Consider the following 25529-nt stretch of genomic DNA (forward strand, 5'->3'; position numbering starts at 1 on the left):
AAAAAATAGTTTAAAAAAAGATTCGCTGGTGTGTAACCAGCGGCCGGGTTGCGCCGAACTACTGGGCAGACTGTAGCGGAGTCCTTCCGCCAGGTCCGCAGACCCGCGCCACCCGCGCTGCCTGCCTGTTCAACCCTTTGTCATCAACCGGAGCTACTCTCATGATCATCCGTTCCATCGCACTCAGCACCCTGGCCCTTGCCGCGCTCGCCTCGGGTGCCGCCATTGCCCAGAACAAGCCCATGGACGCCAAGCCAGCCATGGAAAAATGTTTCGGCGTTTCCCTGGCCGGCAAGAACGACTGCGCCGCCGGACCCGGCACCACCTGCGCCGGCACGTCGAAAGTGGACTACCAGGGCAATGCCTGGAAGCAGGTGCCTGCCGGTACCTGCACCACCATCAAGACGCCCAAGGGCATGGGCTCGCTCAACGCCATCAAGGCCTGAGCGTCGTCAGGACGCACCCCGTGAATGCCGCCCGACCAAGCGCCGGCCTGAGCCTGAAGCCCGCGCATTTCGACGAGGCCCTGACCTGCGATGACGCCGGGCTGTGGTTCGAGGTGCATCCGGAAAACTATGCGGTGGCCGGTGGCCCGAGGCTGGCCTGGCTCGACGCCATCCGGTCCCGGCATCCGCTGTCGCTGCATGGCGTGTCGCTCTCGCTGGCGGCCGATGCACCGCCTGACGCGGCCCACCTGGCGTGGCTGGCCGCACTGGCGGACCGCATCGAGCCGGCGCTGGTGTCCGAGCACCTGGCCTGGTCGGCCTGGCGCGGCAGTTACCTGCCCGACCTGCTTCCTTTTGCCCGCACGCAGGCGGCCTTGCTGCGCGTGGCCGGCAACATTGCCCGCACCCAGGATGCGCTGGGGCGGCGCATCGCCATTGAAAACCCGTCCCACTACCTGCGCATCGAAGGCCATGCCTGGGACGAGGTTGATTTTTTGCAGGAACTCGCGCGCCGCAGCGGCTGCGGCCTGCTGCTCGACGTGAACAATGTGTACCTCAGCGCCAGCAATCTGGGGACTTGCGCCGAGGCCTATATCGACGCTTTTCCCGGCGACGAGGTGATGGAAATCCACTTGGCGGGCCACACGCCCGACCCCGTGCTGGGCCAGGCGCTGCTGGTGGATTCGCACGATGCGCCGGTTTCGCCCAAGGTATGGGCGCTGTATGAGCGCCTGATTGCGCGCATCGGCCCGCGCCCGACGCTGATCGAGCGTGATGACCAGTTGCCGCCTTTCGCCGAACTGCTGGCCGAACGCCGGCAGGCGCAGGCGCTGCTGCAGGGCCAGCCGCACGAAAAAGAGGCGTTGGTGCCATGAGCACCGAACTGTCAAGTTTCCAGGACCGCTTTGCCGAGGCGCTATGGACATTGCCCGATGCAGTGCCCGACCACTTGCGCGACCTGACGGACCAGCCCGGCTTTGCGGTGTACCGCAACACCGTTGTCAGGGGCTGCATCGATGCGCTGCAAGCCAACTACCCGGCGGTGTTGCGGCTGGTGGGCGAGGACTGGTTCCGCGCCGCTGCCGCCCTGCATGCGCGCGCACAACCGCCTGTCGATACCCGGCTGCTGGTGTATGGCGCGGATTTCCCCGGTTTCCTGGCAGGCTTTGCACCGGCGGCAGACTTGCCCTACCTGGCCGGCGTGGCCCGGCTCGACCGTTTCTGGACCGAAGCGCATGTGGCGGCAGATGCCCCGGCACTGGCGCCCTCCGCGCTGGCGGATGCGCCGCCGGAAGGCTTGGGCGAACTGGTGCTTCAACCACACCCGGCTGCGCGCTGGGCCTGGTTTGAAGACCAGCCCATCTATACCCTCTGGCAGCGCAACCGGCAGGACGTCCCGCAAGGCATGGACAGTGACGATGCGCTGGACTGGATCGGCGAGGGCGCGCTGCTGACCCGGCCGGAGGGCGACGTTGTCTGGACCGCGCTGGACGCGGGCGGCTGCGCATTTCTGGATGCCTGTGCCGCCGGACGTCCGCTGGCACTGGCAGCGGATGCAGCGCTGGCCCGGCAGGCCGACTGCGACCTGGAGCAACTGATGACCGCGTTGCTGCAGGCGGGTGCTTTTTGCAGCGCCCGGACATATCCCACCCCGAACCATCAGGAGCTGACATGAACCCCGTTTTGTCCACGACGACCGCCGTCACCCGTCCCGAACCCACCGGGCTGCGTGGCCTCTGGCACAGCCTGGCCGGCGGGCTTACCCGCCTGGTGCCGCACGATGCTCTGGCGCTGGTGAACCGGATTGCCATCGCCGCCATCTTTTTCCTGTCCGGCCGCACCAAGGTGGATGGCTGGCTGACGGTCAACGACAGCGCCTATTCACTGTTCCAGTACGAGTACCAGGTGCCGCTGGTGCCGTTCGAAATCGCCGCGAATTTGGCAGCCTGGGCCGAACACCTGTTCCCCTTGCTGCTGGTGCTGGGCCTGTTTACCCGCCTGTCCGCCCTGGCGCTGCTGGGCATGACGCTGGTGATCCAGGTGTTTGTCTATCCCGACGCCTGGGCAACGCACCTGTCCTGGGCCGGTTTGCTGCTTTACCTGGTCGGGCGTGGCGCTGGAACGCTGTCGTTGGACCGGTGGCTGCGGATTCGGTAGGCTGGCTCGTTTGCTATTAAAAAAATAGCTGAAAATGCAATAAGGATGTGCGGATAAGCCCTATTTTTTTAATAAAAGTAACTGCTGGCGATTCCGGTTTGAGCGCTGTTTTTTCCTTTGGCTTTGGGTGGGTTCTTCTGTGGATTGAGGGGTGAGCGCCTTCCCGGCGGGGGTAACTTTCTTTTCTGGCAAAAAAGAAAGTCACCAAAGAAAGTTGCCTTGGGAAGCGGGAGCGGGTTGGAGCTGAACGCTCCGACGGGCCAACGCTTCGCTAGGCCCTGGGCACCTGGAGCTACGGGCAGGCGGCCAGGGCGGTCTCTGGCTGGTGCTACCGCTCGTTCGCCAACAGCTTCACGCTCTGCCTGATCGTTTCTTTGCACTTCAAACACTGCTGGCAGTTTCTTGCTTTTTTACTCAGTCAAGGCATGTCATGGGGCTAACAGCGGACAGGCAAAAGGCCCATCGTTGTACAACAGCGGCTGGCCTGCTGACCAGATCCAGCGGACAAGGAAGAAAAAATGGCGTGGCTGGCAGCAGACAGCAACCCGCGCCGCGCAAGCAATGCAGATCAAGCAGAGCGTGAAGCTGTTGGCGAGGGAAAGGTAGCACCAGCCAGTGACGGCGAATGCCCTCCAGGCCACATCCTACATGCCCAGGGCCTAGCGAAGCGTTGGCCCGTCGGAGCGTTCAGCTCCAACCCGCTCCCGCTTTCACAGGCAACTTTCTTTGGTGACTTTCTTTTTTGCCAGAAAAGAAAGTTACCCCCGCCGGGAAGGCGCTCACCCCTCAATCCACAGAAGAACCCACCCAAAGCCCCAAAGCCCCAAAGCCCCAAAGCCCCAAAGCCCCAAAGCCCCAAGACTGAAAACGCAATCGCGTGCTCCGTCAAGCAAGACCCCCCCCAGACAGGATCAGGCCACGGGCGGCACCAGAATGGTGGCCGCCGCCGGCGCCGCCATGTCGGGGTAGTCGCGGCTGAAATGCAGGCCCCGGCTTTCGCGCCGCAGCTGCGCCGAGCGCACGATCAGGTCGGCCACCTGCACCAGGTTGCGCAACTCCAGCAGGTCACGCGTCACATGGAAATTGGCATAGAACTCCTGGATCTCGGCCTGCAGCAGCGTGATGCGGTGCGCCGCGCGCTCCAGCCGCTTGTTGGTTCGAACGATGCCGACATAGTCCCACATGAAGCGGCGCAGCTCGTCCCAGTTGTGCGAGATCACCACGCATTCGTCGGCGTCCGTCACGCGGCTGTCGTCCCAGCGCGGCACCTTGGCCGCTGGCGCGGCGGGTGCGGCACCAATCGCCTGGGCGGCAGCCTGCGCAAACACCATGCATTCGAGCAGTGAATTGCTCGCCAGCCGGTTGGCGCCGTGCAGGCCGGTGCAGGCCGTCTCGCCCACGGCGAACAGGCCTGGCAGGTCGGTGCGGCCGGCCAAATCGGTCAGCACGCCGCCGCAGGTGTAGTGCGCGGCCGGCACCACGGGAATCGGCTGGGTCGTGATGTCGATGCCCAGCTCGGCACATTTCGCCAGAATGTTGGGGAAGTGCTCATGCAAAAACGCCGGGCTCTGGTGCGAGATGTCGAGCAGCACGCAGTCCAGGCCGCGTTTTTTCATCTCGAAGTCGATGGCCCGTGCCACCACGTCGCGCGGCGCCAGTTCGGCGCGCGCGTCGTGGTCCAGCATGAAACGCGTGCCATCGGGCAGTTTTAACTGTCCGCCTTCGCCGCGCACGGCTTCGCTGATCAGGTACGACTTGGCATGCGGGTGGTACAGGCAGGTCGGGTGGAACTGGATGAACTCCATGTTGCCCACCCGGCAGCCGGCGCGCCAGGCGGCCGCGATGCCGTCGCCGGTGGCAGTGTCGGGGTTGGTGGTGTAGAGGTAGACCTTACCGGCGCCGCCAGTGGCCAGGATGGTTTGCGGCGCACGAAAGGTCAGCACTTCGTCGGTGGCGTCGTCCAGCGCGTACAGGCCCAGGCAGCGCTGCGCACCCGGCAAGCCGAGCTTGCGCGCGGTGATCACATCGACCAGCGTGTGCTGCTCGAACAGCGTGACGCCCGGCGTTTGCCGCACCACGTCGATCAGCGTGCGCTGCACGGCCGCGCCGGTGGCGTCGGTGACATGGGCAATGCGCCGCGCGCCGTGACCGCCTTCGCGCGTCAGGTGCAATTCGCCGTCTTCCAGCGAAAACGGCACGCCCAGCGCGCGCAGCCAGGCAATCGCACCGGGCGCGTTTTCGACCACAAAGCGCGTGGCGGCCAGGTCGCACAGGCCGGCGCCGGCCACCAGCGTGTCCTGCACATGCGCGTCGAAGCTGTCGCCGTCGGCCAGCACGGCGGCAATGCCGCCCTGCGCCCAGCCGCTGGCGCCGTCGCTGACGCTGCGCTTGGTGATCACGGCCACCCGGTGCGTGGGCGCCAGATGCAGCGCGGCGCTCAAGCCGGCCAAGCCGCTGCCGACGATCAAAACATCAAAATCATGTGTCATTGCAGAGCCGGGTTGAAGACGTTGAGGGTGGGGTTAAGCATCACGCGGGCGTGTAGGCCAGCCGGACATAGATCGGCGCAAAGGATTCGGCCTGGGTGATTTCCAGCAGGCATTCCTTGGCCAGCTCCAGCAGCGCGATGAAGGTGACGACCAGCACCGGCATGCCGCGCGAAGCATCGAACAGTTCCTCGAACTCCAGGAACTTGCGGCCCTGCAGCCGGCGCAGCACGATGCTCATGTGCTCGCGCACCGAGAGTTCTTCGCGGCTGATGACATGGTGCTGGACCAGTTTGGCGCGTTTGACGATGCCCTGCCACGCTTCCTGCAAATCGACCAGCGTCACGTCGGGCAGGCGCGGCTCGGTGGATTGCTCCACATGCACCTGCGCCACGGCAAAATCGCGGCCGCGTTGCGGCAGGGTGTTCAACCGGTGCGCGGCGAGCTTGATGCGCTCGTATTCCAGCAGGCGCCGCACCAGCTCGGCGCGCGGGTCGTCGGCCTCCGGGCCTTCGGCGGCCTTGCGCGGCGGCAGCAGCATGCGCGACTTGATCTCGATCAGCATCGCGGCCATCAAGAGGTATTCGGCCGCCAGCTCCAGGTTGGTGGCGCGGATTTCATCGACATAGGCCAGGTACTGCCGCGTCACCGCCGCCATCGGAATGTCGAGAATATTGAAATTCTGCTTGCGGATCAGGTACAGCAGCAGGTCCAGCGGGCCTTCAAAGGCTTCGAGAAAGACCTTCAGCGCATCGGGCGGAATGTACAGGTCCTTGGGCATGGCGAACATCGGTTCGCCATACAGCCGCGCCAGCGCGACCGGGTCGATCAGTCCCGGCGGTTCAGGGTTGACCGCTGTGGGCAGGGGCGCGTCGCCAGGGGTGCGCGGTTCCTGCACGGGAATAGCCAAGGAGGGGATGGGTAGCATCAGGGCAGCAGCGGGGGGAATCGGTTCATGGGCTGGCCGCCATGGAAAACAGGCTGGCTTCAGCCGGTAGGCTGCCGGCTGAAGGCGCCATGCGAAATACGGGAATCAGTCGCCGTTCGGGTGCGCGCTGGTGCCATAGACATAGGCCTGCTGCGCCACGCGCGCCTCGCCGTAGTCCGCCTGGTCGGCCAGGTTCAGGTTCTTGTCCCACCAGATGGCGCGGCCGGCGCGCTGCTCGGCTTCGAGGGTCGGCTTCTTCGCTTTCAGCCCGTCGATGAACGAGGTGATTTCAGAGGTGTAGTGGGTGCGTTGAAAAAGAGACATGGGTCTGGACCGCCTAAAACGTATAGTGGGTGGATTTTACCGGGGTCTGCCATGCCATCATTCATTCGTCAGCCCGCCGTGGCGGAAACTGTGTGTTTCTCTGCGGTTTTGCCGACGGCTACCAAAAAGGCGGTGTTGTTCATGGGCTTGCTGTCGATCATTCTGGGCCTGGCCGGCTGCGACCAGGAACGCATCAAGGAGCTGGAGGAAGGTGTTTCCACCGAAACTGATGTGTGGGCCCGTTTTGGCGTTCCCGAGAAAGTCTGGGAAGCAAGCGACATGGCGTCGCTGCCCATGCCGGGCGTGGCGGCCGAGCCGGGTGCCCGCACCCTCGAATACAACCGCCAGCCTGCGGGCCAGGTCAATTACATGATCACCATTGGCCCCGATGGCCGGATGACCGGGCTGCGCCAGGTGCTCACACCGCAAAATTTTGCCCGCGTGCTGCCCGGCATGCCGATGGAGACGGTGCGCAAGATGCTGGGCAAGCCGATGAAGGTCACGCCCTTTGCGCTGAAGCGCGAAACGCATTACGACTGGCGCTACCTGAATCCGCCCAGCACCCTGATGATTTTTACCGCAGTGTTTGACGCAAACCTGCGCGTGGTCCGCACGCAGTCGGCAGATGAGGAAAGCGTCTATCCGAAGAGCCGGTAGGCGACTGGACGCTGTTTTTTGCCAACCCTTTAACGAGTTGTTGGAAATGGCATTTGAAACGCCTTTTGTCTTTACTCTGTCATTGCGGGCTCGCCCCGCAATCCACAGCACCCAACCCAACCGCAGCCAGGCAGCGGTTGGGTATCCCCGAACGGTTGACCGCGCACGGATGGATTGCGGGTCAGGCCCGCAATGACAAAGGATAGGGATTAGGAGATGGGGTGAGGCGGTGGCGTTAAACAGTTCAGGTTTTTAAAGAAAAAAAGCCGTTTGCGCAATGGCAGAAAGCACAGTAAGCTATTATTTTTATAGCGTTTCAACCTGCGCCAAAAAGCCCGAGCGTTCCATCACTTCCCGGGGCTGGGCATTCAGGCCGGCCAGAACCAGCCGGCCGCCACGCGAGGCGATGGCTTTTTGCAGTTGCTCCAGCACATCCAGGCCCGAAGCGTCGAGTGACTGCAGCGACTGCAAATCAAGCCGGATCGTCATGCCCTGCGGGGCGCTTTCGACGACGTTCAAAATCGGGTCGATCTTGGCCACGGCGCCAAAAAACAGCGAGCCGTGCAGCCGGAAGCAGGCTTCCTCGCCGCTGTTCGTCAACGCCACCACCTGGAACAGCGAACTCATGCGCCGCACGAACAGCACGCAGGCCAGCAGCAGGCCGACCTGCAGCGCCACCGTCAGGTCAAACACCACCGTCAAAAAGAACGTGCCCAGCATGATCAGCCGGTAGTGGCTGCTGGCGCGTTTTAACTCGGCGAACTCGCGCCATTCGCCCATGTTCCAGGCGACGTACAGCAAGATGCCGGCGAGCACCGGCAGCGGCACATGCACGGCCAGTGGGGCGGCCACCAGCACCACGGCGACCAGCGTCAGCGAATGCACCAGCCCCGAGATGGGCGAGGTGGCGCCGGCCCGCACATTGGTCACGGTGCGGGCAATCGTGCCGGTGGCCGGCATGCCGCCAAAAAACGGCACGACAAAATTGGCCACGCCCTGCGCCATCAGTTCCTGGTTCGGGTCGTGGCGCGGCAGGCCCGAAATCTGGTCGGCCACGCGCGCGCAGAGCAGCGACTCGACCGCGCCCAGCAGTGCAATCGTGAGGGTCGGGGCCACCAGCAGCCGCACCGTCGACCATGAGAAATCAGGAAATTCAAAGATCGGCAGGGCGCTCGGAATCCCGCCAAAGCGGCTGCCGATGGTTTCCACCGGCAGGCTCGACACATAAGCCAGCGCCGTCAGCGTGAGCAGCGCCACGATCGGCCCCGGCAGGCGCGAAGCCAGTCGGGTGGCGCGCTTGAGCTGCAGGCCTTCGCCAGCCTGGATGAGCCGGATCAGCCGGTTGGTGAAGGCGTGGGCATAGCGCGTCTGGGTGTCAAACAGTCGCGGCCAGACCAGCAGGCCGAGCAGGCAGGCCAGCCCCAGGCCCAGCGCGTACAGGTTCAGCGTGCCGATGTTCAGGGCAATCGCCTTGATCTGCGAGAAAAAATCCGCCGGCATTTTGGCAATGTTCAGTCCCAGCAGGTCCTTGACCTGCGACAGCGCAATCAGCACCGCGATGCCGTTGGTAAACCCCACCACGATACTGACCGGCACATAGCGCACCAGCGTGCCGAGTTTGAAGAAACCCAGTAAAAACAGCAGCACCCCGGCGCAGGTGGTGGAGATCAGCAAATTGGCCAGGCCATAGCGCTCGATGATGCCGTAAACGATGACGATAAACGCCCCCGCCGGGCCGCCCAGCGAGGCAATGATGGCGCCGGCAATGATCGCCGTCCAGATGCCCGCTTCGGGCTTTAGGCCCGAGGCAATCGCAAACGCCATGGCCAGCGGCAGCGCCACGATGCCAACCGTCAGGCCGGCGCCTGCATCCTTGAAGAAGCGTTCGCGGTTGTAGCCGGCCAACGACGAAAGCAGGCGCGGACGAAACCGGGCGAATTGAATGGGCAGGTGCATGGGAAAAGATTGTGCGCTTGCACCCGCTTTAACCGGCGCATCCAAAGCGCAGGAGACAAACAAATTTCAAACCCTTGCTTTAAGGAACAAACCGGGCGGCACTCATCAAGCGCAAAGGCCAGGTGGATGGACAATGCACACCGGTCTAAACGCAGCCCAATCGCCGAAGGCTGCAACTGCTCAGAAGGTCAATGACAGTGCCGCATGACTGGCAGCGCCGATGGCAAAAGTGCCACAGCTGCTTGTGCGTTGGGCCAGCAGCACCTGCTTCAGTACATTCAGGCCGCAGCGGCCATGCTGCGGCATTCGTCCGCGCATGCAAGGCAAATGGCGGCGCATTGCTGGCAGTGGTCCATGTCGTGCTGCTGGCATTCCTCGCCGCAAGCCTGGCAGATCTCGGCGCACAGCGCGCAAATGGCGGCGGCATGCTCGCTGCCGCGGGCCATGGCTGCCGCAGCGAAAGCGCAGGCAGCTGCGCAGTCCATGTCCAGCGCAATGCACCGGGCCATCATCTTCACATCGTCTTCCTGAAGGCATGCGGCTGCGCACTGGTTGCACTGGTTGGCGCAGTCACTGCAAAGCTCCATGCATTCTGCAAATTCCTCATTCATGGGGTGTACTCCTTGTTGGATGGTCAGCGTGGATACGGACAGGCGGACGGTGGGCCGGGGTTGAACAACATCTGCCCGTTCACTGTTTGCGTTATCGCCTGTCTTGTATGTAGGCGCCGGCCTGCAAACCATGTCGGTGTGGTCGCGAAAGAAGATCTGTTGCGTTGGAAACGGCAGGCCGATGCCTGCAAGCAGCAGCGCGATCAGCGCCGCATACGCCGACAGGCCGATCACCACCACCACCCGGGCAATGCCCTGCCAGTTGTCAAACCACATGCAACACCCGGCCGTTTTCAACCACCTCGCGCAGGCTGATGTCGCGCCCCACGCCAGCCAGGCTCTGCATGCACCCTGTCATTGAGGCTTCGCCGTGGCAGGGTCGATGCAGCCACTGGCAACAGTGGAACTGCCTGAAAGAATGTCGCTCTGGCGGATACCGTGAGGCTTGGCCTGGCTGCTGGCAGCGCAGCCTGCCAGTGCAACAGCGGTTATCAAATGGAGATGTTGGCGCATATTTTTTCAGTAAAAGCGTGACGCCGGTCGGCCGACGGGCGCGTGAGCATTTGCCATGCACTTGCAATACATTCCTGCGCTTCACGCAGGCGTTTATCGGCCCCGGTCGGTCAACTTCTCTCCGGCTTGTTAGCCGGTTTTGGCAGCCCTTTTTATCGCCGGGACTGCCGACATGCTGAATCATTCGGATCAACGGTTCACAAGGTCTTGGTTGTCCTACAGTTCCGAACTGAAAGCACTTACACCTCTAACCGCAGCAGGCCCCAGACTGAGTGCATGCGCATTCAGTCGAGCTTTTTTTTCCTTTCTGCGGTTCGTCGTGAGCGTCTGGACAGGCGTGGCACGTCAAGTGGTCCTGACCAGACAGGGGAAAGTGTCTACCTGACCCCACACAAGGACCGGTCGTGATGCGAATCCGTCGCCTGAAGCAGGCCGCCCTTGTGCTGGCAGCGCTGGTGCTGCTGTATGCGGCAGCCGGATTCCTGTTGATGCCCTGGCTGATCGAACACCGGCTTGCCCCCTGGCTGCAGCAACGGCTGGGGCAAAGCGTCTCGGTAGGCACTGTGCGCGTCAACCCCTTTTTGCTGACCCTTTCTATGCGCGACGTTCGCATTGAGGGCCCGCATGACAGCCCGGTGGTCGCTTTTGACCAGTTGTCCACCGACATGGCCTGGGCCGGCTTGTTTCGCCGCACCTGGACGCTGGACACGCTGGCGCTCCAGGGCTTGCAGGTGCATCTGGTGCGTGAACCCGATGGCCGCCTGAACCTGGCCGAACTCGCGCAGCGCCTTGCCGGCCATGACGGCAAACCCGGCGAGGGTGCGCAGGCGGCGGTCCTGCACCAGCTTGACGTGTCGCAGGCCCGTCTGGTCTTTACCGACCTCACCGGCGACCAGCCGGTCAGCGCGACCATCGCGCCACTCAGCCTGCAGGCGACCGGACTGTCCAACATGGCCAATCAGCGCGCCACTTACAGCGTGAAAGCCACACTGCCGGACGAGGGTGCGCTGGACTGGCGCGGCGAAGCCGTATTGCAGCCGGCGCTGCAAACAACCGGCGATGTGCAGTTGCGCGGGCTGCAGGCGGGCGCGCTGTGGCCGTTTCTGCACGGGCAACTTGGCCTGTCCGAAGTGCATGCCCGCGCCGACCTGTCGGCCCGTTATGCCTACGGCGCCGGCCAGTCTTTGCAATTGCAGGACATGGCCTTGGACCTGAGCGACGTGCTGATGGCCCGCGCCGGTGAGGACGGCCGGCTGCTGGCCATCAAGCGGATCACCGCTGGCGGCGGCAGCCTGGACTTTGCGCGTCGCACGGCCGCGCTGCAGACGCTTGCGTTCGACGGCGGCGAAACCACCGTGGCCCTGGCACCTGACGGCCGCATGAACTGGGCGCTGGGCGTGCCATCGCCTGCCCGCCAGGTTGAACCCGCCGGGCAGGCCCAACAAACTGAGCCGGCCGTACCGGACTGGACATTGGAAGTGGCGGCGCTGCGCATCGACCAGGTCGGTGTGCATTACCGCGACCGCCGCAAGTCTCTCCTGGCCCTGGACATTGGCGAGCTGTCTGGCTCGCTGCAGCTTTCGCTGGCCGGCGGCGCGGCGACCCGGGTGCAGGCCAGTGGCATCGATGCCCGGCTGCAGCAGACGACGTTGCAGACGCCCGGTGCGCTGCAGGCCGGGCTGACCCTGGCCTCGGCCCGCCTGGAGCAGGGCCAGTTCAACCTGCAGGACCAGCGGCTGACGGCCCGGCAACTCAGCCTGGACGACGGGCAGGTGTCGCTGGTGCGGTCTCAGGACGTGTCGAGCGCGCAGACCGGCCCGCCCGGCGCCGGCGGTGTTGGCAGCCGCACGGCGGTTGCCGCGCCCAGCCTGTGGACCCATGCCAGTGCGCAGGCTGGCGCATTGATAAAAACTCTGAACCACTCCAGGCAGGGCGGTATCGGCCCCCAGGCGCTGCAACCGGCGGCTGCACAGTCCCTTGGCGGTGCCGGGAATTCTTCAGGTGATGCAAAGGCTGCAGGCGCGTCCTGGACGTTCCAGGTGGACAGCCTGCGGCTCAACCGTATCGGCGCGCAGATGACCGACCGCAGCCGCCCCACGCCGCTGGTGCTGCGGGCTGGGGCCATCGACGGCCATGCCCGTTTGCGTCTCATGCTGGGCGCAAGCACCCCGCAGCTTGCGCTGGAGGACTTGAATGCGCAGCTCCAACAACTCGAACTGGCCCCGTCCGGCATTGGCCAGCCGTCGTTTGCCCTGGCATTCGCATCCCTGGCAGGAGGGCGTCTGGACCTGGCCGCCCAGCGCGTCGGCGCCAGCGAACTGGTCTTGAAGGGCGGTGCGGCAAGCCTCGTGCGGCATGCCGATGGCCGGCTTGCATTGCCCGGGCTGCCGGCACCGGCTACCCCAATGGGTGAGGGTTTGAATTCTCCGTCCGTGGCGCCCGCATCGGCCTCGCCTTCTCCTTCAGGCGCGGCCAGCTGGCAGTACGACCTGGGCCTGGTCAGGCTCGAATCCCTGGAGGTAAAGCTGGCCGACCGCAGTTTCACACCACCGCTGGCTGTGGGCGTCACGCTGCAGGCCAGCGCAAAAAACGTTGCCAGCGACCGTGCGGCCACGTTCGACGCGACCATGTCCCTGGCATCGGGCGGAACAGCGCGTGCCAGCGGCAAGGTTGCTCCTGGCGCCGCCAATGTGCAGGCGCAAGTCGAAGTGACCGGGCTTGCGCTGGCGCCGCTGCAGCCGCTGCTGGCGAAGTTTGCCGCGCTCGACATCCGTTCGGGTGCTGTTTCGGCTTCCTCCGGCTTGCGCTACCAGGGCGGAGCGCCGGCTGTGCTGCAAGCGCAGGGGCGTGTGGGCATAGCCAACCTGCTGGTCAACGAAGCAGGATCGGATCAACGTTTCTTGTCATGGAAGCAACTCGATGCCGAAAGCGTCGCCTTTGACCTGGCTTCGCGCCGTTTCACGGTGCAGGAGGTGACGGTGAACGCACCGGGCGCGAAGATCGAGATTGCCAAGGACCGCAGTGTGAACCTGGCGAAGGTGTTCAGGCGTGACCCGCCAGCGCGCCCGCAGTCCGGACCCGCAGACATGCAGCCGAAGGCGGCCGCCAACCCGCCTTGGGATCTGCGCGTCGAGCGGGTGCGGCTGCAAGGCGGCGAGGTGGACTACGCCGACCTCAGTCTGGTGTTGCCTTTTTCCACCACGGTCAAGGCGCTGGACGGCACGGTGATCGGCATCTCGAACGACAAGTCGCGCCGAGCCGACATCCAGGCCAGCGGCACGATCGAGCCCTATGGATCCGCCAGCGTCAATGGCAGCATCACGCCCTTCGCGCCGGCACAGTTCACTGACCTGCATGTGCTGTTCAACAATGTCCTGGTGCCGCCGCTTTCTCCGTACACGGCCACTTTTGCGGGCCGCAAGGTGGAGTCCGGGAAATTGTGGCTTGACCTGCAATACAAGGTGGCCGGTGGCGAGCTCCAGGGCGAAAACTCGATCCGTCTGGCGGACTTCACGCTGGGCGAGCGCGTCAATGCGCCGAGCGCCATCAGCGTGCCGCTCGACCTTGCCGTGGCGCTCCTCACTGATGCCAAAGGCGAGATCCGTTTGTCCGTACCGGTGCGCGGCAACCTGGACAACCCGAGTTTCAACGTTGGCAGCGCTGTCAGGCAGGCGCTGGGCAATGTGCTGCAACGCCTCGTGACTGCGCCTTTCCGGGCACTCGGCCGTCTGTTTGGCGGCAATGCCGAATCGCTCGAAGCCATCGACTTTACGCCCGGCAGTGCCGCCCTGCGGCCTGAGCAGCGGGAAAAACTCGATGCCCTGACCCGCGCTTTGCAGGAACGCCCGCGCCTGCAACTCGTGGTGAGCGCGCCGTATGATCCCCAAACCGATGCGCTTGCCTTGCAGCGCGAGCAGGCCACGCGCGAGCTTGCCAAAACCCTTGGCCGCAAACTGGAAGCGAACCAAGACCCCGGTCCAATCGCCTATGACGACCCGGCGACACGGCGCGTGCTGGAGCAGATGTTCGGGGCGCAGACAGGCGCGGATGCTGTGCGTCAGCTCGACAGCGATTTCTCAGGCGCTAACGACGCCAGCCGCAAGCGCTACGAGGCGATGTTTGAAAAAATCACGGCCACCCGGGCGCTGGACGAAAGCGCCACGCAAAGGCTCGCAGCCCAGCGTGCGCAGACCATTGCCGACTACCTGGTGCAGCAGGGCATTGCGCGGGAGCGGGTGCAGACGGGCCGCATCACTGCCGTGCAGGATGGCAGTGCCGGTGACGTGAGCGCGAAGCTCCTGATCGCTGCTGCTGGTGCGACGGGCTGAGCTGCTGACCAGGACGACGCCTGCAAGGCAATATGGCGTTTTCTGAACCTGGTGCCCCCAGCTTCATTTGCCCAGGCGGGACATTTTGCAACTCGTGCCATCCAAATCAATACTTCACAGGACCCGCAGCACACGCTCGCGCAACCCTATTTGGCCGGGCCGGACAGCACCGCATCGGCGGTGGCGCCGATGGCTGAGCCGGCAATGCGCGCCGTGCCAATGACGGCGCTGGCTGCCAGCCCGACCGTGCCCACTGCCACCGAGGCCACGGTGTCAACGACGGCGACCACCGCGCAGCCCGGCAAGGCAAATGCCGGCAGGCTGATCAATGCGCAGGTACCCAGACGGGCAAGAAAGGACGACAAAGCAGTCATGGACGACTTCCGTTTGGATTCGGCTGGCAGGGTGGTGCGTGAAGCGTGGGGCTGGCGGCTCAATGAATCCGCATGCCCGGCGCTGCGCCCGGCAGCGGCTCCAGCACGTAGATGCCGGGCTGGGCTTTTTCGTCGGCATGGCTGGCGGCCAGCACCATGCCTTCGCTGATGCCGAACTTCATCTTGCGCGGGGCAAGGTTGGCAACCAGCACCGTGTGCTTGCCGATCAGGTCTTCAGGCTTGTAGCTCGACGCAATGCCGCTGAAGACATTGCGCATCCGGCCTTCGCCCGCGTCCAGCGTCAGGCGCAGCAGCTTGACCGAGCCTTCCACCGCTTCGCAATTGACAATTTTTGCGATGCGCAAGTCCACTTTCGCAAAGTCGTCGATGGTGATGGCAGGGGCAATGGCCTCGCCGCCTGGAGCTATGTTTTCAATAGCTTCCAATGCCGGTGTGTCCTGCGCTGGAGGCTCAAACAGTGCCTCAAGCTGCTTGACATCGACGCGCTGCATCAGGTGCTTGTAGTCGCCGATGGTGTGGCCCTTGCCGAGGCGGGTGGCGGCGTCGGCAAAGGTCAGCGGCGCGATGCCCAAAAAGACTTCGACCTGCGCGGCCAGCGCGGGCAGCACGGGCTTGAGGAAGAGCGTCAGCAGCCGGAAGGCCTCGATGCAGACGGTGCAGACATCGATCAGCCGCGCCTCCATGCCTTCCTTCTTGGCCAGTTCCCACGGCTTGTTCTGGTCCACATAGGCGTTGACCAGGTCGGCCAGCAGCATGACTTCGCGCTGTGCCTTGGCGTATTCGCGGGCTTCGTACAGTAATTCGATGGCGCCGGACTGGGCGCGCAGGCCGTCCAGCAGGGCGGCGCCGTCGCCAGAGACGTCGCCCAGCCGGCCGGCAAAGCGCTTGCTGATGAACCCCGCCGCGCGGCTGGCAATGTTGATGAACTTGCCCACCAGGTCGCTGTTCACCCGCGCCATGAAGTCGTCGGCATTGAAGTCGATGTCTTCATTCTTGGCATTGAGCTTGGCGGCCAGGTAATAGCGCAGCCATTCCGGGTTCATGCCCAGGCTCAGGTACTTCAGCGGGTCCAGGCCGGTGCCCCGGCTCTTGCTCATTTTTTCGCCATTGTTCACCGTCAGGAAGCCGTGGACGAAGATGTTGTCGGGCGTCTTGCGGCCGCTGAACTTCAGCATCGCCGGCCAGAACAGCGTGTGGAAGGTGACGATGTCCTTGCCGATGAAGTGGTACTGCTCCAGGCGCGGGTCGGCCATGTAATCGTCGTAGCTCTCGCCGCGCTTCGTCAGCAAATCTTTCAGCGACGCCAGGTAGCCAATCGGCGCGTCCAGCCAGACATAAAAGTATTTGCCCGGCGCGTCCGGAATCTCGATGCCAAAGTACGGTGCGTCGCGGCTGATGTCCCAGTCGCCCAGGCCTTCGCTCTGCGTGCCGTCGGCATTGGTGCGAACGGTGAACCATTCCTTGACCTTGTTGGCGACTTCAGGCTGCAGCTTGCCGTCCTGCGTCCAGCCTTCCAGAAAGTCCACGCATCGCGGGTCCGACAGCTTGAAGAAAAAATGCTCCGAGCTTTTGAGCATCGGCACCGCGCCCGACAGCGCCGAATACGGCTTGATGAGGTCGGTCGGCGCATACACCGCGCCGCAAACCTCGCAGTTGTCGCCGTACTGGTCCTTGCTGTGGCACTTCGGGCATTCGCCCTTGATGAAGCGGTCGGGCAGGAACATGTTCTTTTCCGGGTCAAAGAACTGCTCGATGGTCTTGGTCTCGATCAGCGAGCCCTGCGCGTTGTCACGCAGGTCGCGGTAGATCTGCCGGGCCAGTTCATGGTTTTCCGGCGAATCGGTCGAGCTCCAGTTGTCAAAGGCAATGTGAAAGCCGTCCAGATAAGGCTTGCGGCCGGCGGCGATGTCGGCCACGAACTGCTGCGGCGTCTTCCCGGCCTTTTCGGCGGCAATCATGATGGGTGCGCCGTGGGCGTCGTCGGCGCCGACGAAGTTGACCGCATGGCCCTGCATGCGCTGGAAACGTACCCAGATGTCGGCCTGGATGTATTCCATGATGTGGCCGATGTGGAAATTGCCGTTGGCGTAGGGCAGGGCGGTGGTAACAAACAGGCGGCGCTGGGACATAGGATGTGCTTTTGACGGTGGAGGGCTGATTTTCGATTTTAAGGGGCGGCTCCGGCTTGGGTGCCATCCGCACCGCCGGGGTTTGGTGTTTTACAAGCCAAAAAGGGCTATTGCGCCTGCTGTGCCTTCGAGTACAGCTATAAAATAAATAGCAATTTGCATGCCCCTAGCGAATATTGGCCAGCGCGGCGGCGTTAGACTCCGTGTCAACCCCCCGCAACCCGCAGGCTTTCCTGAAAAAAGCAGCAGCCTGCCTTGTCCGAATTACATGGAGATTTTCCCGATGGCTGTAGAACAACAGGCAATTCTGAACGCACTGCAAACCGTGCTCGACCCCAACACCGGCAAAGATTTTGTCACCACCAAGGCGCTGAGAAACCTGCAGGTCAGCGGCGACGATGTGGCGTTCGATGTCGAACTTGGCTACCCGGCCAAAAGCCAGATCGCCGGCCTGCGCAAAAGCCTGATTGCCGCCGTCAAGGGTGTCGCCGGCGTCGGCAATGTGTCGGTCAATGTCACCGTGAAAATTGCCAGCCACAGCGTGCAGCGCGGCGTGCAACTGCTGCCGAATGTGAAGAACATCATTGCCGTGGCGTCGGGCAAGGGCGGCGTCGGCAAAAGCACCACCGCCGTGAACCTGGCGCTGGCGCTGGCTGCCGAAGGCGCGGCCGTCGGCCTGCTGGATGCCGACATCTACGGCCCGAGCGTGCCGATGATGATGGGCATCGAGGGCCGGCCTGAAAGCGTGGATGGCAAGAACATGGAGCCGATGGAAAACTACGGCCTGCAGGTCATGTCCATCGGTTTCCTGGTCGCACAGGATGAAGCCATGATCTGGCGCGGCCCCATGGCGACGCAGGCGCTGGAGCAATTGCTGCGCCAGACCAACTGGAAAGACCTGGACTACCTGATCGTTGACATGCCGCCCGGCACCGGCGACATCCAGCTCACGCTGAGCCAGCGCGTGCCCATGACCGGCGCGGTCATCGTCACCACGCCGCAAGACATTGCGCTGTTAGATGCCAAGAAGGGCATCAAGATGTTCGAAAAGGTCGGCGTGCCGATCCTGGGCATTGTCGAGAACATGGCGGTGCACATCTGCAGCCAGTGCGGCCATGCCGAACATATCTTTGGCGAAGGCGGCGGCAAGAAGATGGCTGCCGACTACAACATGGACTACCTCGGCGCGCTGCCGCTGGACATCAAGATCCGCCTGCAGGCCGACAGCGGCATGCCCACCGTGGTGGCCGACCCCGACGGCGACGTGGCCGGCATTTACAAGGCCGTGGCGCGCAAGGTGGCGATTACTGTGGCCGCCAAGGCGAAGGACTTCTCGGCCAAGTTCCCGAGCATCACGATTTCCAAAAATACCTGAGCCGCATGCATTGAAAAGTTGCAGGTCCATGAAGGACGCTGCTTTTTTCATCGCGTTCCTGCAGGTCCGTCTGTGAGCGGACCTGAAATTGTCAAAATGGGGTCACCGTTTTCGAGCATGATGAGCAGACAAGCTGGACTTTAAGGGTTATCCACTACGTACCAAGTTCAAGGGCAAAGCGCAAGGGTAAAGTCGAGCTGTCAAATCGACAATCGGCCTCGAATGGGTCCTGTCGCTGGATTTTTGCTTTGGTATTTGATATCAAGTGCCATTTTTCCCTAAGGACTGTTTCATGCTCATCCGGACCATTTATGTCAGTCGCGCCAGTTCTCCCCTGCCGCTGGAACTCAAGGAAATTCTGGCTGTTTCCCGAAAGAACAATCCTCTACGGGGCGTCAGCGGCGCCATGTGTTTTCTGGACAGCGTTTACCTGCAGTTTCTGGAAGGCGACGCCGCAATCGTTGACGCGCTGTATCAGAAAATTGAAAAAGATTCGCGTCATAGCGAAGTCAAAATGCTGGTCCACGAGCCGATTGCACAGCGTGAATACCCGAAATGGTCCATGGCGCTGTTGACCTGGAACGATGAGATGAAGGCTATTTTCAGCCGGTTCAACCCGAACAGCGCGTGCGATCTGTACATGGCTGATCCGGCTACTGTCGCGGCCCTGCTGCGCGAATGGGCAGGCACGAACAACTGGATGACCGTCTAGCCGTTCAGCTTCGCCTTTACAGCCGTCAAAGCCTTGGCGCCAGTCAGCCTTTACATTGTCGAATGCCTTGCGGGCGCTGCGTTTGGGCGCGGCGATGCGCCGGGGAACTGAGTTTTCAGGTGACTTGGTGGGGGCTTGGCTGCCGTGGAGGCTGCAAAAAGTGCCATCCCATTAGACTGGTATCCGTAAAAACCCTGTACCGGGGCAACTCTAACGGAGAAAAATCATGCAAAGAACCGCTTTGGTGGTGGGTGCCAGCGGCATCGGCGGCAGCAGCGTCGCACGCGAACTGATCGCCAACGGATGGCTCACTTACGGGCTTGCACGGCAGCCGAAACACGACGTGGCGGGCTTGCGCCCGGTGGCGGCGGACCTGCTCGACCCCGCCAGCCTGGCGGCCGCGCTGCAAGACGTGGCGCCGACCCATGTGTTCATCACGACCTGGATGCGCCGCGCGACAGAGGCCGAGAACATCAAGGTCAATGCCGCCATGGTGCGCAACCTCCTGACGGCGCTGGGGCCCCGCAAAACCTTGCGCCATGTGGCGCTGGTCACGGGCCTGAAGCATTACCTGGGCCCGTTCGATGCGTATGCGACGTCCGGCACGCTGCCGGACACGCCCTTGCGTGAAAGCCAGCCGCGCCTGCCGGTCGAGAATTTTTATTACGCGCAGGAAGACGAGGTCTATGCAGCGGCCTGGCGCGACCGTTTTACCTGGAGCATTCATCGCCCGCATACCGTGATCGGCCGGGCGGTCGGCAATGCGATGAACCTGGGCACCACGCTGGCCGTCTATGCGTCGATCTGCAAGGAAACCGGGCGGGCGTTCCAGTTCCCGGGTTCGGCAGCGCAATGGAACGGGCTGTCGGACGTCACCGACGCGCGGATGCTGGCCAAACAACTGGTCTGGGCGGCCGACACGGACGCCGCGCGCAACGAGGCCTTCAACATCGCCAATGGCGACCTGTTCCGCTGGAGCTGGCTGTGGGGCAGGCTGGCCGAATGGTTCGGCGTGCCGGCGGCGGGCTTCACCGGCAGCGTTCAGCCGCTCGAAGCCATCATGGCCAACGACCATGCGCTGTGGCGCGAGATGGCGCAACGCCACGGCCTGGCCGAGGCGGCGCTGGACCGCCTGGCGTCCCCCTGGCACACCGACCTGGATTTGGGCCGCCCGCTGGAGGTGATGACCGACATGGCGCGGAGCCGAAAGCTCGGCTTCGCGGCCTACCAGGCCACGGACGAGTCATTTTTCGACCTGTTTGCCCAGCTGCGGGCCGAGCGGCTGATTCCGTAGCCAGCCTGCAGCGGCGGTGCGCCAGACGCCGCCGCTGCAGGCTGCGTTTGAATTCGTGATTTATTCATCAAATATAGCTCTGGCCCAATACTGACGGGCGCGAGCAGCTACTAATTTTGTAGCAGCTGGTCGTACCGGAAAAAGCAATCCCCGAATTGCCCGGCGGGGCCGACTCCGCCACCAGACGCACCCACCTGCTGTGGCGGCCCTGGTGCGCGCATGGGCAGGCACGAACAAGGGGATGACCTTCTGGCCGTTCCGCTTCGCCTTTGCAGCCGCCCCGAGCTGTTGCGCCAGTCGCCCGTTAAGCACTGAACCTCCAGCAGTTGGCGTTAATCCAGTGCGTGGTCACGTCTGGCGTCATCTTCGTCACGCTGCCGCAGGACATCGCGCTGACCAATGCCAGGAAGGGCATTCTTCAGTGAAGGCCGAGGCAAGAAAGCGCAAAAAAACATTTTTACAACCCGCATGAGGGGAAACCCTGTTCTTCAAGTCATATAGATGATTTATATTTGTATGGCAGATCAATGCTGCCGCGACTTTCAAATTCAGGGGCCCCGGTCCCTCGATTGCTTATTCATTCAAGGAGAATTTCAGTGATCCATTGCGTATTGCACGAAGAAAAAGACAGCGTGGCTGTCGTTGTCGTTGAAGGTATTCAGGCCGGTCAGGACATGACGGCCCTGATCCTGGACGATGACCGCACCATCACCATCAAGGCCAATGCGGCCATCCCGATTGGCCATAAGGTGGCGGTCAAAAGCATGGCCGAAGGCGACACCGTCATCAAGTACGGCACCGATATCGGCAAGGTTGTGGCGGCGATCGCGGTCGGCGACCACGCCCACGTGCACAACATCAAGACCAAGCGCTGGTAAATCAGCTGCCACCCGTCCGCCCATTCAATTCCATCCAAGGCTTTCTCTCATGTCCATCATCGACAAAAACACGACTTTCTGGGGCTACCGCCGCGAAAACGGCCGCGTCGGCGTGCGCAACCACGTCATCATCCTGCCGCTGGACGACCTGTCCAACGCTGCAGCCGAAGCCGTTGCCCATGCGGTCAAGGGCACCATGGCGATTCCGCATCCCTATGGCCGCCTGCAATTCGGCGCCGACCTCGAACTGCATTTCCGCACGCTGATTGGCGCCGGTTCCAACCCGAACGTCGCCGCCGTGGTGGTGATCGGCATCGAGGACAGCTGGACCAAAAAGGTGGTGGACGGCATTGCCGCCACGGGCAAACCGGTGGTTGGCTTTGGCATTGAGGGCCATGGCGACCATGAAACCATCATGCGCGCTTCGCAGGCTGCCAAGAAGATGATCCAGCACGCCACGAGCAAGTTTCGCGTCGAATGCCCGATTGCCGACCTGTGGGTGTCGACCAAGTGCGGTGAATCCGACACGACGTCGGGCTGCGGCGCCAACCCGACGGTGGGCAATGCCTTTGACAAGCTGTACGACCTGGGCACCACGCTGGTGTTCGGCGAAACCTCCGAGCTGACCGGGGGCGAACACCTGGTGGCCGCGCGCTGCCGCACCGACAAGGTCCGCACCGACTTCATGAAGATGTTCGACGACTACCAGGCCATGATCAAGCGCCACGCCACGACCGACCTGTCGGACTCGCAGCCAACCAAGGGCAACATTGCCGGCGGCCTGACGACCATCGAGGAAAAAGCGCTGGGCAACATCCAGAAAATCGGCAAGAAATGCATGGTCGACGGCGTGCTCGACAAGGCCGAGACCCCTGACAAGCCGGGCCTGTGGTTCATGGACTCGTCGTCTGCCGCTGCTGAAATGGTCACGCTGTGCGCGGCTTCGGGTTTTGCCGTGCACCTGTTCCCCACCGGCCAGGGCAACGTCATCGGCAATGCCATCGTGCCGGTCATCAAGATCTGCGCCAACCCGCGCACCGTGCGCCTGATGAGCGAACACATCGACGTGGACTGCTCGGGCCTGCTGCAGCGCGAACTGACCATGGACGATGCCGGCGACGCGCTGCTCGACATGATGATGCAGACCGTCAATGGCCGCTTCACCTCGGCCGAAGCGCTGGGACACCGTGAATTCGTCATGACCCGACTGTTCGAGAGCGCGTGACATAGCTTCGGGCCATCCCTCCTGCGCGCAAGCGGACACAAGATCCGGGTGCGCAGGTGAACCACCGCAGGCCTGACCCACTGGTTGGGCCGGCGTTCATATCTACCTGGAGACAAGCCATGGCATACCGCTTTCGCACCACACTGATCACCGTCGCCGTTGCCCTCGCGGCACCGCTGACTTTCGCCGCCGGTTATCCGGACAAGACCATCAACTACATCATCCCCTACGGACCAGGCGGCGAATCCGACATCTCCGCCCGGCTTCAGGAGTCGGTGTTCAAGAAATTAACCGGCCAGGGCCTGGCGATCCAGTACAAGGCAGGCGCCGGCGGTGCCGCCGCCTGGTCCCAGCTCAACGGCATGACGGCCGATGGCTACACGGTGATGGGCACCAACCTGCCGCACATCGTGCTGCAGCCGCTGGAAAAAGACGTTGGCTACAAGACCGATGACCTCACCACGGTGTTCTGGTTTCATTTCACGCCCGACGCTTTGCTGGTGCCCGCCGACAGCCCCATCAAGAACCTGAAGGATTACATTCAGGCGGCGAAGAAGTCGCCGGGCGCGACCACGCTGTCGGGCTCGGGCACGAACTCGGCCAACCATCTGGCGCAGCGCCAGTTCGACAAGATGGCGGGCATCAAGACCACCTACATCCCGTTTGGCGGCACAGGCGCCTCCAACACCGCGCTGCTGGGCAAGCAGGTCAGCGGCAGCTGGGGCTACACCTCGGTGCAGATGTCGCTCGGCAACCAGGTCCGCTGCCTGGCGGTGGCGATGGAGCAACGCCATCCCCAGTTGCCGGACTGTCCGACCTTCAAGGAGGAGGGGTTCAATCTGGTCGGTGGTGCGTACCGCGGCGTAGCGGTACCCAAGTCCACACCGGTCGACATCCAGAACAAGCTTGCGGCCGATCTGGCCAAGGTCAATGCCGACCCGGAATTCATCCGCAAGATGGAAGAAAGCGGTTTTGCCATGCTCAACGTCGGTCCGGCCCAGATGGGTGCATTCATGACCGAGGTGAAGGGCCGCTATGGGGCACTGGCCAAGGAAATGGGCATCGTCAAAAAGTAACACCGCCAGGCCCGGCGCCGGATGAACCCTGCGCCGCACCCCTGGATGCCGGTTTATTTTTGTTTCCTGAACCAGTCCGTAGAGGAGTTCCATGGGCAGTCTTGACTACTTGCTGGCGGCGCTGACGCCGCTCAATCTGTTGCTGGCATTGGGCGGCGTCTTTGCCGGCACCGTCATCGGCGCCTTGCCGGGCCTGACCGCCACCATGGCGGTGGCCGTGCTGGTGCCGTTCACATTCACCATGGCGCCGGCCGCCGCGCTGATTGCACTCGGGGCGATCTACACCGGCGCGATCTATGGCGGTGCCTACGCTGCGGTGCTGCTCAACACGCCGGGCACGCCGTCATCGATTGCCACCACATTCGACGGTTACCCGATGGCACGCAACGGCGATGGCGACCTGGCCCTGACGCTGGCCTGCCTGTCTTCGGTCGCCGGGGGCCTGGTGGGGGCTGCCTTTTTGCTGGTGATGGCGCCGCCCATGGCCACCGTGGCCCTGAAGTTCGGGCCTGTCGAGTATTTCTGGCTGGGGTTGTTCGGCCTCACGCTGATCGCCTCGCTCGGCGAAGGCAGCACCATCAAGGGCTTGATTGGCGGCGGCCTCGGGCTGCTGCTGTCAATGGTCGGTGTGGCCGAGGTCGGCGGCGACATCCGTTACGTGGGCGAGTTCAAATCCCTGCTGGGCGGCATCGACGTGGTGTCGGCGCTGATCGGGCTGTACTGCATACCGGTGCTGATCGATCTGGTAGCCACACCGGTGGCGCACCTGAAGACCGGCTCGCAGGTCGCCAGTTTCAGGCTGAAGGAAGCCGTCGGCATCATCAAGCGCTCCAAGTTCAACCTGGTGCGCAGTTCCATCATCGGCACTGTGGTCGGCATTCTGCCGGGCGCGGGCGGCTCCATCGCCTCGCTGGTGTCGTATTCGGAAGCGAAACGCTCATCCCCCCGAAGCGAAAACTTCGGCAAAGGTGAGCCCGACGGCCTCGTGGCGACCGAGTCTGCCAACAACGCCACTGTAGGTGGCGGCTTCATCCCGACACTGGTGCTCGGCATTCCCGGCACACCACCGGACGCGATCATTCTGGGTGCGCTCTTGGTGCAGGGCATCCGGACCGGCCCCACCCTGTTCACCGAACAGGCGCCGATCGTCTACACCTTCATATGGGGGTTGATCCTGGCCACCCTCATCATGCTGCCGGTGGGCTTGCTGGTCGGGCGCTTCGCGTTCCGCTCCATCCTGGCCATTCCCAAGGCGGTGCTGGTGCCCTCGGTGGCGCTGATGACCGTGCTGGGCAGCTATGCGGTGCACAACAACGTGCACGAAGTGCAGCAGATGGTGGTGCTCGGCGTGCTGGCCTGGGGTGTGAGCCGCTTGGGTTTCAGCGCCTCGCCCATCGTGCTCGGCCTGATTCTGGGCTCCATTGCCGAGCGCGGTTATGTGCAGGGCTACCTGATCGGTGGCGCGCGTGGCAGCGTGATGGCCGAATTCTTTGCGCGGCCGATTTCGCTGGCCATTATTTTCTTTATCGTGCTTGGATTGCTGTGGCCCCTGTGGGCGGCGCGGCGGGCGCGCCTCACGGAGGCCAACAATGGCTGAACAACGTCCCGACATTCCAGGCGCCATCGGCAGTGCCCTGATGGTGCTGGTCGGCGCTGGCGCCATCTGGGCTTCGCGCGACTACTCTGACCTGGGCGCCGTGTTCCCGCGCACCGTGGGCGCGCTGCTGGTCATTCTGGGCATCGTCTATATCGTGCTGGTGGTGCTCAAGCGTACCCGGCGTGGCGCAGCGGTCGACGGATCGTCCCTTCGCCGCGCGCTGGTGGCCCTCGTCATGCTGGCCTGGGGCTTCGCGCTTGGCCCCCTGGGTTTTTTGCCTGCAGGTGTAGCGGCGATGGCCGCGTTGCTGCTGATTGCCCACCACGACCGCTGGACACTGCGCACCGCGATGGGCTATAGCTTGTCCGCCGCGACGGTGATCGTCCTGCTGTACGCCCTGTTCAAACACGTGCTGCAGGTGCCCCTGCCTTGAATGCAGCGC

At 63.2% G+C, this 25529-nt stretch carries 21 protein-coding genes; 14 read left to right on the top strand and 7 right to left on the bottom strand.

What is annotated here, in order from left to right; all coding sequences use genetic code 11:
• Positions 1–161 precede the first annotated feature (161 nt).
• From IWX87_RS00310 to IWX87_RS00325, 4 genes are read left to right on the top strand one after another with little or no spacing between them, the layout of a single operon-like run.
• Positions 162–446: a DUF2282 domain-containing protein gene (locus IWX87_RS00310; RefSeq protein WP_196861521.1), complete on the top strand. Its 285-nt coding sequence runs from the start codon at positions 162–164 to the stop codon at positions 444–446.
• A gap of 20 nt (positions 447–466) precedes the next feature.
• A complete protein-coding gene (locus IWX87_RS00315) occupies positions 467–1321 on the top strand; it encodes a DUF692 domain-containing protein (protein ID WP_196861522.1) in 855 nt (284 codons plus the stop codon).
• Positions 1318–2121 (top strand): DNA-binding domain-containing protein, encoded by an 804-nt coding sequence (locus IWX87_RS00320; protein ID WP_196861523.1) that lies wholly within the window; start codon positions 1318–1320, stop codon positions 2119–2121. Before IWX87_RS00315 ends, IWX87_RS00320 begins: the two co-directional genes overlap by 4 nt.
• Positions 2118–2603: a DoxX family protein gene (locus IWX87_RS00325; protein WP_196861524.1), complete on the top strand. Its 486-nt coding sequence runs from the start codon at positions 2118–2120 to the stop codon at positions 2601–2603. The genes IWX87_RS00320 and IWX87_RS00325 overlap by 4 nt, the downstream gene beginning before the upstream one ends.
• Before the next feature lie 911 nt (positions 2604–3514).
• On the opposite strand, the gene nadB is transcribed toward IWX87_RS00325, so the two are convergent.
• The 3 genes from nadB to IWX87_RS00340 form a co-directional block, all read right to left on the bottom strand.
• Positions 3515–5092, bottom strand: coding sequence for an L-aspartate oxidase (gene nadB, locus IWX87_RS00330; protein ID WP_196861525.1), 1578 nt, complete (start codon positions 5090–5092; stop codon positions 3515–3517).
• Between the two features lie 40 nt (positions 5093–5132).
• Positions 5133–6017 carry a ScpA family protein gene (locus IWX87_RS00335; protein ID WP_231376495.1) on the bottom strand — a complete coding sequence of 295 codons (885 nt, stop codon included), beginning with the start codon at positions 6015–6017 and terminating at the stop codon, positions 5133–5135.
• Between the two features lie 105 nt (positions 6018–6122).
• Positions 6123–6341 carry a DUF3460 family protein gene (locus IWX87_RS00340; RefSeq protein ID WP_196861526.1) on the bottom strand — a complete coding sequence of 73 codons (219 nt, stop codon included), beginning with the start codon at positions 6339–6341 and terminating at the stop codon, positions 6123–6125.
• Positions 6342–6482: 141 nt separating this feature from the next.
• On the opposite strand from IWX87_RS00340, the gene IWX87_RS00345 reads away from it, so the two are divergent.
• A complete protein-coding gene (locus tag IWX87_RS00345; protein WP_196861818.1) occupies positions 6483–6998 on the top strand; it encodes an outer membrane protein assembly factor BamE in 516 nt (171 codons plus the stop codon).
• Between the two features lie 306 nt (positions 6999–7304).
• Here the strand turns inward: IWX87_RS00345 and IWX87_RS00350 are convergent, their stop codons facing one another.
• Together IWX87_RS00350 and IWX87_RS19965 are read right to left on the bottom strand one after the other, a co-directional pair.
• Positions 7305–8954: a SulP family inorganic anion transporter gene (locus IWX87_RS00350; RefSeq protein ID WP_196861527.1), complete on the bottom strand. Its 1650-nt coding sequence runs from the start codon at positions 8952–8954 to the stop codon at positions 7305–7307.
• A gap of 278 nt (positions 8955–9232) precedes the next feature.
• Positions 9233–9841, bottom strand: coding sequence for a four-helix bundle copper-binding protein (locus tag IWX87_RS19965; protein WP_370583702.1), 609 nt, complete (start codon positions 9839–9841; stop codon positions 9233–9235).
• Between the two features lie 644 nt (positions 9842–10485).
• Here IWX87_RS19965 and IWX87_RS00360 point away from each other — a divergent pair.
• Complete coding sequence (locus IWX87_RS00360) at positions 10486–14406, top strand: DUF748 domain-containing protein (protein ID WP_196861528.1); 3921 nt, start codon at positions 10486–10488, stop codon at positions 14404–14406.
• A gap of 146 nt (positions 14407–14552) precedes the next feature.
• On the opposite strand, the gene IWX87_RS00365 is transcribed toward IWX87_RS00360, so the two are convergent.
• Positions 14553–14780 (bottom strand): hypothetical protein, encoded by a 228-nt coding sequence (locus IWX87_RS00365; protein ID WP_196861529.1) that lies wholly within the window; start codon positions 14778–14780, stop codon positions 14553–14555.
• Positions 14781–14839: 59 nt separating this feature from the next.
• Complete coding sequence (gene metG, locus IWX87_RS00370; protein WP_196861530.1) at positions 14840–16930, bottom strand: methionine--tRNA ligase; 2091 nt, start codon at positions 16928–16930, stop codon at positions 14840–14842.
• Between the two features lie 283 nt (positions 16931–17213).
• Here metG and apbC point away from each other — a divergent pair, with 283 nt between their 5' ends.
• From apbC to IWX87_RS00410, 8 genes are all read left to right on the top strand, one after another.
• Entirely contained in the window at positions 17214–18305 is a 1092-nt protein-coding gene (gene apbC / locus IWX87_RS00375) for an iron-sulfur cluster carrier protein ApbC (protein ID WP_196861531.1), read from the top strand.
• A 292-nt stretch (positions 18306–18597) separates the two neighbouring features.
• Positions 18598–19017, top strand: coding sequence for a BLUF domain-containing protein (locus IWX87_RS00380; protein WP_196861532.1), 420 nt, complete (start codon positions 18598–18600; stop codon positions 19015–19017).
• A 226-nt stretch (positions 19018–19243) separates the two neighbouring features.
• Complete coding sequence (locus IWX87_RS00385) at positions 19244–20311, top strand: SDR family oxidoreductase (RefSeq protein WP_196861533.1); 1068 nt, start codon at positions 19244–19246, stop codon at positions 20309–20311.
• Between the two features lie 596 nt (positions 20312–20907).
• The gene (locus IWX87_RS00390) at positions 20908–21189 is read left to right on the top strand and encodes a UxaA family hydrolase (RefSeq protein ID WP_196861534.1); all 282 of its coding nucleotides are present in this window, start codon (positions 20908–20910) and stop codon (positions 21187–21189) included.
• Positions 21190–21238: 49 nt separating this feature from the next.
• Entirely contained in the window at positions 21239–22414 is a 1176-nt protein-coding gene (locus IWX87_RS00395) for a UxaA family hydrolase (protein ID WP_196861535.1), read from the top strand.
• 119 nt (positions 22415–22533) lie between these two features.
• Entirely contained in the window at positions 22534–23490 is a 957-nt protein-coding gene (locus IWX87_RS00400) for a tripartite tricarboxylate transporter substrate binding protein (RefSeq protein ID WP_196861536.1), read from the top strand.
• Between the two features lie 91 nt (positions 23491–23581).
• Complete coding sequence (locus IWX87_RS00405) at positions 23582–25087, top strand: tripartite tricarboxylate transporter permease (RefSeq protein WP_196861537.1); 1506 nt, start codon at positions 23582–23584, stop codon at positions 25085–25087.
• Entirely contained in the window at positions 25080–25520 is a 441-nt protein-coding gene (locus tag IWX87_RS00410) for a tripartite tricarboxylate transporter TctB family protein (RefSeq protein WP_196861538.1), read from the top strand. Before IWX87_RS00405 ends, IWX87_RS00410 begins: the two co-directional genes overlap by 8 nt.
• Positions 25521–25529: the final 9 nt, after the last annotated feature.

This window comes from Polaromonas sp. CG_9.7, assembly GCF_015752205.1.
Classification (GTDB): domain Bacteria; phylum Pseudomonadota; class Gammaproteobacteria; order Burkholderiales; family Burkholderiaceae_C; genus Polaromonas.